The sequence below is a fragment of the Thermus sp. 2.9 genome (genome assembly GCF_000794385.1).
Lineage (GTDB): Bacteria > Deinococcota > Deinococci > Deinococcales > Thermaceae > Thermus > Thermus thalpophilus.
Genome location: NZ_JTJB01000055.1, coordinates 1 through 10,200, shown reverse-complemented (window position 1 = coordinate 10,200; position 10,200 = coordinate 1). Strand labels below are relative to the sequence as shown.

At 68.3% G+C, this 10,200-nt stretch carries 11 protein-coding genes; 5 read left to right on the top strand and 6 right to left on the bottom strand.

The window, feature by feature from the left end; genetic code table 11:
* From QT17_RS12535 to cas6, 5 genes are all read right to left on the bottom strand, one after another.
* The coding region (locus QT17_RS12535; protein ID WP_369792396.1) for a restriction endonuclease at nt 1–567 on the bottom strand (567 nt) is incomplete at its 3' end.
* A 210-nt stretch (nt 568–777) separates the two neighbouring features.
* The gene (locus QT17_RS12530; RefSeq protein ID WP_039460508.1) at nt 778–1,656 is read right to left on the bottom strand and encodes a ParB/RepB/Spo0J family partition protein; all 879 of its coding nucleotides are present in this window, start codon (nt 1,654–1,656) and stop codon (nt 778–780) included.
* A complete protein-coding gene (locus tag QT17_RS12525; RefSeq protein WP_039460507.1) occupies nt 1,653–2,615 on the bottom strand; it encodes a ParA family protein in 963 nt (320 codons plus the stop codon). Before QT17_RS12525 ends, QT17_RS12530 begins: the two co-directional genes overlap by 4 nt.
* A gap of 59 nt (nt 2,616–2,674) precedes the next feature.
* Entirely contained in the window at nt 2,675–3,265 is a 591-nt protein-coding gene (locus tag QT17_RS12520) for a hypothetical protein (protein WP_039460505.1), read from the bottom strand.
* Entirely contained in the window at nt 3,258–3,992 is a 735-nt protein-coding gene (gene cas6 / locus QT17_RS12515; protein ID WP_039460503.1) for a CRISPR-associated endoribonuclease Cas6, read from the bottom strand. Before cas6 ends, QT17_RS12520 begins: the two co-directional genes overlap by 8 nt.
* Before the next feature lie 66 nt (nt 3,993–4,058).
* On the opposite strand from cas6, the gene cas10 reads away from it, so the two are divergent.
* Genes cas10 through csm5 form a run of 5 tightly spaced genes read left to right on the top strand, consistent with a single transcriptional unit; the run spans nt 4,059 to nt 9,631 of the window.
* Complete coding sequence (gene cas10, locus QT17_RS12510; RefSeq protein WP_039460501.1) at nt 4,059–6,473, top strand: type III-A CRISPR-associated protein Cas10/Csm1; 2,415 nt, start codon at nt 4,059–4,061, stop codon at nt 6,471–6,473.
* Nucleotides 6,474–6,878: a type III-A CRISPR-associated protein Csm2 gene (csm2, locus tag QT17_RS12505; protein ID WP_039460499.1), complete on the top strand. Its 405-nt coding sequence runs from the start codon at nt 6,474–6,476 to the stop codon at nt 6,876–6,878.
* 11 nt (nt 6,879–6,889) lie between these two features.
* Nucleotides 6,890–7,621, top strand: a complete 732-nt coding sequence (gene csm3, locus QT17_RS12500; RefSeq protein ID WP_039460498.1) for a type III-A CRISPR-associated RAMP protein Csm3 — start codon at nt 6,890–6,892, stop codon at nt 7,619–7,621.
* Nucleotide 7,622: 1 nt separating this feature from the next.
* The gene (locus QT17_RS12495; RefSeq protein ID WP_039460496.1) at nt 7,623–8,486 is read left to right on the top strand and encodes a hypothetical protein; all 864 of its coding nucleotides are present in this window, start codon (nt 7,623–7,625) and stop codon (nt 8,484–8,486) included.
* On the top strand, nt 8,483–9,631 hold the full coding sequence (csm5, locus tag QT17_RS12490; protein WP_039460494.1) for a type III-A CRISPR-associated RAMP protein Csm5: 1,149 nt from the start codon (nt 8,483–8,485) through the stop codon (nt 9,629–9,631). The genes QT17_RS12495 and csm5 overlap by 4 nt, the downstream gene beginning before the upstream one ends.
* A 214-nt stretch (nt 9,632–9,845) precedes the next feature.
* On the opposite strand, the gene cas2 is transcribed toward csm5, so the two are convergent.
* Nucleotides 9,846–10,118, bottom strand: a complete 273-nt coding sequence (gene cas2, locus QT17_RS12485; protein WP_039460492.1) for a CRISPR-associated endonuclease Cas2 — start codon at nt 10,116–10,118, stop codon at nt 9,846–9,848.
* Between the last annotated feature and the right edge of the window lie 82 nt (nt 10,119–10,200).

Genomic DNA, 10,200 nt, shown 5'->3' with positions numbered 1-10,200 from the left:
CTGGACGGAAAGCACCGCGGCCACCAGCTCCGTGAGGCGATGCCCTTTAAAACGCCTGGAGAGGAAGCTCCGGATTTGGTCCAGGGCCACCGCCTCGAGGTCCATTGCCTCTCCACCCCCCTCTGGGATCTCAAGGGGAGATGCGCTCGGCAGGGAAGGCTGTCCTTCCAGATAGGTCCGGAAACGCTCCTCGGCGTTGTTGCGTTGAATCCGGCAAACCGTCATGAAGGCACCCAAGGAATAGAGGAGGTCCTGGTCTATGCGGGTGCGGGGGATTTCCTTGATCCACTCCACGGGCCGCGTGTGGCGACAAGGCGGGGGAAGCTCCCGCCGATACTGGTACGGGCCCTTCACGCGGCCCAGCACCACCAGGGGTCGTTGCTTAAGGGGCAACGCCACCAAGTCTCCCGGCTGCATCTCCCGCAAGAAAGGCCAGATCTGGCCCAGCCAGTTAAGGAGGGTGTTCTTCCCCTTATCGGGGTAAGCCTCTTCCAGCTCGGCCAAAAGGGCTTCGCGGCTCGGGACGCCCGAAAGATCTCCCAACCTTTCCCAGCCCACGACCGCCACGCCCTCTTTCAGAACGAGATCCTCATATTCTCCTCTTTTCCCAGCGCGCACCAGCCAAAGGGCCATCACGCACCCCTTTCCCCGTCTCCAGAACGGCGCGGCCGCCGGGGCCCAGTCAGGACAGGCATGGGGAGCCGCGTCCCCTCTGAGCCGTTGGGTACGGGTCCCATCCGCCCACCCCAGCCTGGAAGGAAGCCCTTGCCCAGAGCCCTATTCGCCCAAGAGCGCCCAGAGTTCCCTTAGCTTCTCCTCCACCTGGCGGCGCTTATGGCGGGGGAGGGCCTCGAGGTCCAGACGCTTGAGCCTCTCCGCCACCTCGTGATGCCAGGGCTTGGGCGCCGCTTCCCGCTTGAGAAGCTCCCGCACCCTGGCCTTGAGCTCCCTCAGGGAAAGCCCCGCCTTGGCCTCTTCCAAGAGGGCCTTCCGGGCGGCCTCCTCCTTCACCTTCTTGAGCTCCAGGGCGGCGGTGTAGGGGATGGCGCCCCCTTCCAGGGCCTCCTTCAGGTCCTCGGGGAGGGTGAGGAGGGGAAGGCGGTTCTGCACGAAGGACTCCCAGGACATCCGCCCCAGGACGCGAAAAACCTCCTCCACCCTCGCCGCCTCCGGGCTACCCATAACGTTATGGGTAGCCTTACCCCCCTTCTCGTTCCGCATCCGGTGGAGGAGGCTCGCCACCTCTTCCCTGCCCTTCCCGAGCTCCAGGGCGAGGAGGTCTAAGACCCCCACCGTCTCCTCGTAGGGGTTCAGGTCCTCCCGCTGCAGGTTCTCCATGAGGGCGATGGCCTGGGCCGCCCGCTCGTCCACCTCCAGGACCACCACCGGGACCTCCGCGAGGCCCGCCAGCTGGGCCGCCCGGTAGCGCCTTTCCCCGGCGACGATCTCGTACTTCCCGTCCCCCCTTGGGCGCACCAGGAGGGGCTCCAGGACCCCGTGGGCCCGGATGGACTCCGCCAGGGCCTTCAGGGAGGCCTCCTCAAAGCGGCGGCGGGGCTGGGGGCGGGGGACGAGCTCGCCCAAAAGCGCCGTGGAGGAAGCCGGGCGCTTCGCCTCCTCCACCAGTCCCTTTAGGTAAGCGCGGATGGCGCTCACGCCACCACCTCCTCGTAGCGGAAGACCTCCTTGAGCAGGAAATCCGCCAGTTTGGCGATCTCCTCCGCCGCCTCCTTGTCCCCCGTGAGCTGGATGGGCACCTGCTCCTCCGTGGCCCGGCGGTGCGGCCCCGGGCGGTAGGCGATGCGGGGGGCCACGGGGGCGATCTCCTCAAGCTCCTTGATGGTGTCCAACACCCGGTTGTCCCCGGCGGTGCGGGCGTCGTACTTGGTGGGGACGAAGGCCCGGATGATGTGCGGCCTCCCGGCCACCCGCTCGGGGTCCACCTTGCGCAAGGCCTCCCGGTACTCCTTGGCCACCCCGATCACCGCCTTCAGGGCCTGCACCCCCTTGGCGCCCGTTTCCACGGGCACGATGAGCCCGTCCCCGGCCAAGGCGGCCATCACCGCCAAGGAGCCCAGGGAGGGCAGGGAGTCCACGAAGACCAGGTCGTAGCCCGTGAGCTTCTCCAAGGCGGTGCGCAGGGCCAAGGCCCCCAAGGGCTTGCGGTCTAGCTCCAGCTCCCCCACCGCCAGGTCCACGGAGGCGGGCACCAGGTGGAGGTTCCGCCCCACCTCCCGGGGCCGGGGCAGAACGTCTTGCCGGATGACCCTCAGGAGGGTTTCCCCGTCCTCCACGGTGCTCGGGTCCACGCCGAGCCAGGCGGTGAGGTTGGCCTGGGGGTCGGCGTCCACCAAGAGGACCCGGTAGCCCCTCGAGGCCAGCTCAAACCCCAAGTCCCGGGCCAAGGAGGTCTTCCCCGCCCCCCCGGCGTGGGTGAAGAGGGTGTAGACCTGCCTGCCCCGCTCGGGGCCGTCAATCTCCTCGGGAATGTACCAGTAGTGGCCGAGGCGCACCGCCTCCACCCGGCCCTCCCGGATCCACTTCCGGGCCAAGCTTTCCGAGATCCCCTGCATGCGGGCCCACTCCGTGAGGGGCACCAGCCGCTCCCTTTTCATGGCGGAAGCCTACCAAGGAAGTGCGCCCTGGCGCAAGAGCTCCGTGCCGGCTCCCGTACCTACCGGACGGCGAAGCGGGCCGCCCAAACGAGCTCGCAAGCCCCCGCCCCCGTGTCCTTGCGGGTGGTGGAGGTGCGCCAAAAAAAGCCCTCGGGCCCGTACACGTTCACCAAGTACCCCTCCAGGCGCACCACCTGGCCCGGCCGCGCCCGGGCCAGGGCCCGCTCCACCGCCTCCGTGGCGGGGATCAGGTGCATGTTGGCGCTGCTTTCCACGATCTCCTGCAGGGGAATGGGGGGCTCCCCCGAGCCGGCGTAGAAGTAGAAGCGGTCCGCCTGCCACAGGCGCATCCGCCGAAGCACCGCCGTGTCCGACATCCGCCCCCAGCCCAAGGCGAAGTCCCAGGGGGCGATGGCGGCCCCCCGGTCGTAGCGGTAGCGGCGCTTGCTGAGGAGACGGGCCTCGAGGCCAAACCGGGCCACGGGCTCAAGCCGGTAGGAGCCCTTTACCAGGGTACGAGGATCCTCCGGCTCCAAGGCCTCCTGCACCGGGGGATAAGGGGCGAGGACCCCCGGGGGCGGGGGCTTGGGCCGCGCCCAAAACCAGGCCACCCCCAGGAGGAGGGCCAAGGCCAAGAGGAGCCTACCCATCCCCCTCCCGCAGGGCGAACACCTTGGCCCGCCCGTAGCCCAAGGCGGTCTTGGTCCCCACCCCGGCGAAGAAGGCGAAGCGCCCCAAAGCCCAAAGCCAGGCCAGCTCCTCCTCCTTTGCCCTGGGCAGGTGGTAGACCACCCGGCCCACGAAGCCCACGGCGTCCACCTCCGTTTCCGCCTTCAGGGTGCGCCCCTCCAGCCAGCGCACCGTGGTCCGCTCCAAAAGGGCTTCCCGCACCCCATCCGGTGCCTGGAGAGGCCCGAAGGCCTCGAGGCGCCGAAGAAGGCTCTCCACGACCAGTTTGGGCTCGGGCATGGGGTAGTGCACCCCCTTGCGGCGGAACAAGGTGGGGCTGTGGAAGCGCAGGGGAAGGTCGGGCCCCAAGGGGTTTTGGAAGAGGCGGGGGTAAGTGGTGACCCCCGCCCAGGGGTGGCCCTCCTGAAGCACCGCCCGCACGTGAAAGGGTTTGCCCAACCGCACCGCTTCCCCCTCCAGGGCGAAGAGCCTGGGGGAAAGCCTGGCGTAGAGCTCCTCCTTGAGGAAGCTCACCCTGGCCCAGTACGCCCCCTCCTTGCCGCCGAAACCCAGGGCGAAGGGGTTTTCCCCCTGCTCGTGGACCTCGGGGGCCACCTCCCGCACGAGGCCGTAGAAGAATCCCCGAAGCCCCACGGGCTCGGGCGGGCCCTCCCCTCGCAACACCAAGACCACGGAGGCCAGCACCACGGGGGGATTTTACCCGCCTGTGCATCCGTCACGCGGCCAAGGCCGAAGAAGGGGTAATCTGTGCGCATGGCAGACGGGCTTTCCGTGGCCCTGGCGGCCCTTCTCCACGATGTGGGCAAACTCCTCTCCCGCGCCCGCTGGAACGAGCGGGACGAGGAGATGCCCGACCGCACCCACACCGCCTACACCGCCCGCTTCATCCTGTCCCAGGCGCCCCTCTTCCAACGAGCCGGCCTGGACCCCGAGTGGCTGGCCCGCACCGCAAGCCGCCACCACGAGGGCTGGCACAACCGCCCCCAGTACCAGCCCGACACCCCCGAGGCCTGGTGCGTGGCCCTGGCGGACACCCACGCCTCCCAGGAGCGGGAAGGGGAGGGGGGAGGAAGCCCCCCGGAGGTGCCCCTCCAGCCCATCTTCGCCCGGCTCCGCCTTCAGGGGCGGGAAGGGGAGGGTGGGGTGGGCCTGAGCCCGGTGCACGCCCTGGGGGAGGGCCTGGTGCCGGGGGCGCCCTACCCGGAGACCCAGCCCAACGTGCGCAAAGAAGTTTACGCCCGCCTCCTGGAGCGCCTGGAGGGGCGGCTCGCCGCCTTCCACCCCCAAAACCCGCAGGGCCTCCTCATGGGCCTCCTTTCGGCCTTCCAGGAAACCCTCTCCCTGGTCCCCGCCGACACGCAAAGCGAGCCCGATGTTTCCCTCTACGATCACCTCCGCCTGACCGCCGCCATCGCCCACGCCCTCTGGCGCTATCACGGGGAGGCGCCTTCCGTGGAGGCCCTTCGGCAAGAGGGGGAGAAGTTTCTCCTGGTGGTGGGGGACATGGGCGGGATCCAAGGCCACATCTACCGCATCGCCGGGGCGGAAACCGGGGTGGGGGGGATCGCCAAGCGCCTCCGGGCGCGGAGCCTCGAGGTGAGCCTGGCCTCCGAGGCCATGGCCTTGGGGATCCTGCGGGCGGTGGGCCTCACACCCCTAAACCGCATCCTGGGGGCGGGGGGAAAGTTCTACCTGCTGCTACCCAACACCGAGGATGCCCTGGAGGCCCTGAAGGAGGCCCAAGCCGCCTGGGGCTCCTGGGCCTTGGAGAACGGGGCAAGCCTCCTGCCCCACCTGGCCTGGGTGGCCTTCAAGGGCGAGGCCTTCCGCCGCTTCCCCGACGTGCTGCAACGGGCTCACCAGGCCCTGGCCCTGGCCAAGCTGAGGCCCCTTCCCTTCCTCCAGGCCACGGGGGAAGGCGTGCGGGAGGCCCTCCGCCCCTGCGCCGCCTGCGGCCTGCGCCCCGCCCAGAAGGACGAACCCGGAAGCCTCTGCCTGGGCTGCGAGCTAGAGCGGGAGGTGGGGGGGCTTCTGCCGAAGAGCGACCGGGTGGGCTTCTTCGCCGAGGAGGCCCCGAGGCCCTACCTGCGCTTTCCCTCCTTCCGGGTGGCCTTGGGGCAAGGAAGCTTTCCCAAAGCGCCCTTCCACACCTACCGGGCCCAGGCCGACTTCGCCCCCGACGGCGCCTCCTTTGAGGTGAAGCCCCTTTTGGGCCACCTGCCCACGGTGGCCCAAGCCCTCAAGGCCAAGGGGGTTACCCCGGAGGAGTACCGGGCGTGGGCGCAGGAGGAGGGGCTTTGGGAAGCGGAGGAGGGCTTGGCCTTGGATCGGCCCCTCACCTTCTCCGAGCTCGCCCACCTCTCCCAGGGGGCTTCCTACCTGGGGGGACTCCTCCTGGACGCCGACCGCATGGGGGAAGCCTTCGCCACGGGGTTTAGGGGAGAGGAGCGGGACCTGGCCACCCCGAGCCGCATCGCCGCCCTATCCCGGGCCCTGGAGTGGTTTTTCAGCGTGGAGGTCTTGGAGCTCATGCGAAACCCCTCCCGCTACCAAAGGCGCCTGGGGTGGGATGACCTCGAGGCCCGCCGCAAGGAAGCGCGCTACCCCCTCCTCTACAGCGTCTACTCGGGCGGGGACGACCTCTTCCTCCTGGGGCCCTGGGACGCCCTCCTGGATTTCGCCCTGGACCTCGCGGAGCTTTACCGCCAGTACACCCGGCATCCCGCCCTCACCCTTTCCGGGGCCTTCCTCCTCTTCGCCCCCAAGTCCCCGGTGCCCCAGATGGCCCAGGCCCTGCAGGAGGCGGAGAAAAAGGCCAAGGGCGCGGGGCGGGGGAGGCTTTACCTCTTCGGCCAGGCGGTGCCGTGGGGGGAGCTAAAGGGGCTTCGCCCCTGGCAGGAGGGCCTGAGGCGGGACCTCGAGGCGGACCGGGTGAGCAAGGCCCAGGTCTACCGTTGGCTCTCCCTGTGGCGGCGCTTCGCGGCGGCGGAGGACGAGGGGGCGCGCATGGGGTACAAGCCCCTCCTGGCCTACGCCCTCAGGCGCCTGCGGGAGAGGGACGAGGCGGCTTGGAAGAGGTACCTCACGCTTCTAGACCATCAGGACCCGGCCTGGGTCTACCTGCCCGTCTGGGTCCAGTGGGCGCTATACCAGGAAAGGAGGAGCTAAATGGCCACCCTCGAGTTTTACCGCGACAAGGAGAAAGGACTCTTGGACCCCGTTCTTTTTGAGCGGGCCCGCCAGGTGGCGGAGGACTTGGTTCGGGAAGGCAAGGTCAAGTCCAGCCAGTTCCGCAACTACTTCGCCGAGCTTCGCGCCCTGGAAAACCGCTTCCAGAAGGAGCGCAAGGCGGACGAGGACCTGGCCTTCGCCCGGCTCGTGCCGGAGCTGGAGCTTTTGAAGGCCAAACTGGCCTACAACACGCGCGCGCAAGGCCCCTTACGGGGAGCCGGGAAGTTCGTGGCCTTCCTCAACGAGGCCTTAGACGCGGGCAAAAGAAGCCCCAAGGACTTTGAGGCCATGATGAAGTACGTGGAGGCGGTGCTGGCCTATTTCTACGCATTAGGCAAGTGAGGAGGCGTGGGATGAAGCTCAGGAAGATCTTCCGTATCCAAGCCATTCTCCTGGCCAAGACCGGGCTCAGGATCGGCATGAGCCGCGACCAGATGGCCATCGGCGACCTGGACAACCCCGTGATCCGCAACCCCCTCACGGACGAGCCCTATATCCCGGGCTCCAGCCTCAAGGGGAAGCTCCGCTACCTCCTGGAGTGGAGCCTGGGCGGGGACTACATCCTGAAGGCCAAGGAACGTCACGTCTACGCCTCGCAGGACCCCGAGGACCCCGTGGCCCGCATCTTCGGCCTGGCCCCGGAAAACGATGGCGCCTCCCTCGAGGCGGCCAGAAAGCGGGGTCCCACGCGGCTCCTGGTGCGGGACGCCTACCTCACCCCCGATTCCAAGGAGGAGCTGGAGCGCACCATCGCCCGGGGCGGCTACCTCACGGAGATCAAGCAGGAGGTCTTCATCCCCCGCCTGGGCGGCAACGCCAACCCCCGCACCACGGAGCGGGTGCCCGCCGGGGCGCGGTTTCACGTGGAAATGGTCTACCGCGTTCTGGACGAGCAGGACGAGGAGAACTTCCGCCGCTACGTCCTCCGCGCCCTGGAGCTCTTGGAGCTGGACGGCCTGGGCGGCCACATCAGCCGGGGCTACGGCCAGGTCTACTTCCTCCACCCCGAGAAGCCCCTGGAGGCCCAGGAGGGCCTACCCCTCTCGGAGCGGCTCAAGATCGCCGAGGTCAACCTGGCGGGGTAGCATGCGGGTCAAGGCCTACTACCTCCGCTTCAGGGGGCCGGTGCGGAGCCTGCCCCGGGCCCCCGGCCTCCTCGGGCACCTCCTTTGGTGGTACCGCTACACCCACGGCCGGGAGGCCCTGGAGGCGCTTTTGGAGCGGCTTCCCGGCATGGGCTTCCGCCTCTCCAGCGCCTTCCCCGAGGGCTTCCTGCCCCGGCCCAAGCTCCCCCCGCTCCAGGTGGAGGAGACGGGCTTGCGCAAAAGGCTCAAAGCCCTGGCCTTCCTCAGCTTTGACACCTTCCGCAAGGTGGCGGAAAGGGGAGAGGAGGCCCTCTTGGGAGCCCCGGAGGTGGAGGGCCTCGAGCCAAGGATGGGCCGCCCCTTGCGCCGCCTGCGGGTGGGGATAGACCGCCTTTCCGGCACCGCCCGGGCGGGCGTCCTCTTCGCCCAAGACCTCTTCGTCCCTGAGGGGCGCTTTGCCGTCTACGCCCTAGGCGAGCCCCCCTTTGACCTCCTGGAGGGGCTCCGCTTCGTGGGGGAGATGGGCTACGGGGGCCTAGCCAGCGTGGGGGCGGGGTGCTTCCGGGTGGAGGGGGAGGAAGTGCTGGAGCTTCCCGAGGCGCAAAACCCCAACGCCTACGCCACCCTGGCCCCCGGGCCCCTGGAAGGGGCCCTCTACTACGAGCTGGAGCCCTACTGGGGGCGGCTCGGCGGCGGCTACGTGGGGGCCAAGCCCTTCAAGCGGCCCCACCTGCGGGTCAAGGAGGGAAGCGTCTACCAAGAAAGGGCCCTTCGCCTCCTGGACGTGACTCCCTCCGAGCCCCCGGAGGAGGAGGTGCGGGTGTACGAGGTGCTGCAGGTGTTCCCCTTGGGGGTGCGGGTATGAGCTTCCTGGAGAGCTACGCCCTGGAGCTAGAGCTTCTCTCCCCGGTCCACGTGGGCACCGGGGAAAACTACCCCGCCTACGCCTATATCCCGGACTTCGCCAAGCGGCAGGTCTACTTTTTGGACACCTCCGCCCTCCTCCTTGCCCTTTCCCCCGGGCGCCGGGAGGCCTTCTTGCGCAGGGTGGCGGAGGGCCCCAAGGGAGCCCAGGAGGTGTTGCGGAGCCTCTTCGCCGAGGGGCAGGTGCCCAAGGAGGCCATCCTGCGCACCCTTCCCGCCAGCAAGGCGTTTTTGGACAGCATCCTGCAGGCCACGGACGAGGCGGCCTTGGAGTTCCGCCCCTTGCCCTCTAGCCCCTTGGGCCCCTACCTTCCCGGCTCCAGCGTGAAGGGGGCGCTCCGCACCGCCTGGCTCTACTGGCGCTTGGTGCAGAGGGGAGAGGTGGTGGAGTGGCGGGGGGGAGGCTGGGCGTGGCGCAAGCCCACGCCAAAGGACAAAGACGCCCTCATCCAGCCCCCCCAGAAGCCCGATCTCTTCCACAACCAAACCTTTGAAGGGGCGGTCTTGGGCTACCTCGCCTCCAAGAACGGCCGCCCCGATCTGAATCTCTACCAAGACCCCTTCCGCGCCGTGCGCCTCACGGACTCGAGCCCGGGGGAAGGCTTCCTCAACCGCATCGGGGTCTTCCACCCCAAAGGCGCCATGGACCGGACCGTTATCCTGGCGGAAACCTTCCGCAAGGGAAGCCGCTTCCGCTTCCTCTTCCGCTACCAGGGGGGCCTCGCCCGGCACGGGGGCGTGGCGGGGCCGGTGCCCCCGAAGGAGCTCGCGCGGGCCCTTAGGGAGTACTACGGCAAGGTGGCGGAGTGGGAGCGGTCCTTCGCCGAGGACGAGGGGCTTGCGCGGGCCCTCGAGGTCTACCGGGAGCTCGAGGCTCGCCTGGCGCAGGACAAGGAGGCTTTCCCCCTCCGGGTGGGCTTCGGTTCGGGAAGGCTCACCCTCCGCCTCGCCCTCCTCCTGCCCGAGGACTACCCGGAGGCTCAGGAGCCCAAGACCCGCAAAACCGCGGGAGCGCAGAACCCGAAGGATGGCTACCCCCTGGGGTGGGCCATCGGGCGCTTGGTTCCTTTAGGAAGTGGGCGGTGAAGCTCATCCTTGTCCTGGTCGGCAAGGGTAACAAGGGAAAAGTTCACTAAATCGTAGCTCACGCCGGTATGCGGCCCAACCCTACCCCCGCACATGGCCTGGAAGGTAACGTGCGGGGGGTTATGGGGTTGGCTCGAGGCGCTTATTTTTGTCGGGGCGAGCGTCGGGGGAAATAAGGGCAGAAGACCGAAGGCGGCCCCTCCCCGACCCCGCTCTACACCACGGCGAAGGCCTCGAGGCGGGTGGGGGCGCCGAGCCCCAAAATGCGCACCTCCCCTTCCACCGGGTAAAGGCGCAAGCTGTCTTCGGTAAGGTCAACAATCTTCTTCGCTCGCGCTAGAAGGTCCTTCAGCATCCTTTCGTCCAAATAGCACTCAAACACCGACAACTGCACCCGCTCCCCGTAGCTTTTCAAGAGGTTGGCCAACTTAACCCGACGGCTATCGTCGGGTATGTCGTACGCAATCGCATAAAGGCGCTTGAGCATAGGTACATTTTAGGGGCCGCAATCCCCTTACGGGGAAGCATCTCGTGCAACCCCCTTTTCCCCTAACAAAAGTATTCTCAAC

Bases quoted from the DNA above. Each gene is read 5' to 3' on its own strand.
- QT17_RS12525 (WP_039460507.1), bottom strand. From the start codon at position 2,615: ATGAAAAGGGAGCGGCTGGTGCCCCTCACGGAGTGGGCCCGCATGCAG.
- QT17_RS12520 (WP_039460505.1), bottom strand. From the start codon at position 3,265: ATGGGTAGGCTCCTCTTGGCCTTGGCCCTCCTCCTGGGGGTGGCCTGG.
- cas10 (WP_039460501.1), top strand. From the start codon at position 4,059: ATGGCAGACGGGCTTTCCGTGGCCCTGGCGGCCCTTCTCCACGATGTG.
- csm2 (WP_039460499.1), top strand. From the start codon at position 6,474: ATGGCCACCCTCGAGTTTTACCGCGACAAGGAGAAAGGACTCTTGGAC.
- csm3 (WP_039460498.1), top strand. From the start codon at position 6,890: ATGAAGCTCAGGAAGATCTTCCGTATCCAAGCCATTCTCCTGGCCAAG.
- QT17_RS12495 (WP_039460496.1), top strand. From the start codon at position 7,623: ATGCGGGTCAAGGCCTACTACCTCCGCTTCAGGGGGCCGGTGCGGAGC.
- csm5 (WP_039460494.1), top strand. From the start codon at position 8,483: ATGAGCTTCCTGGAGAGCTACGCCCTGGAGCTAGAGCTTCTCTCCCCG.
- cas2 (WP_039460492.1), bottom strand. From the start codon at position 10,118: ATGCTCAAGCGCCTTTATGCGATTGCGTACGACATACCCGACGATAGC.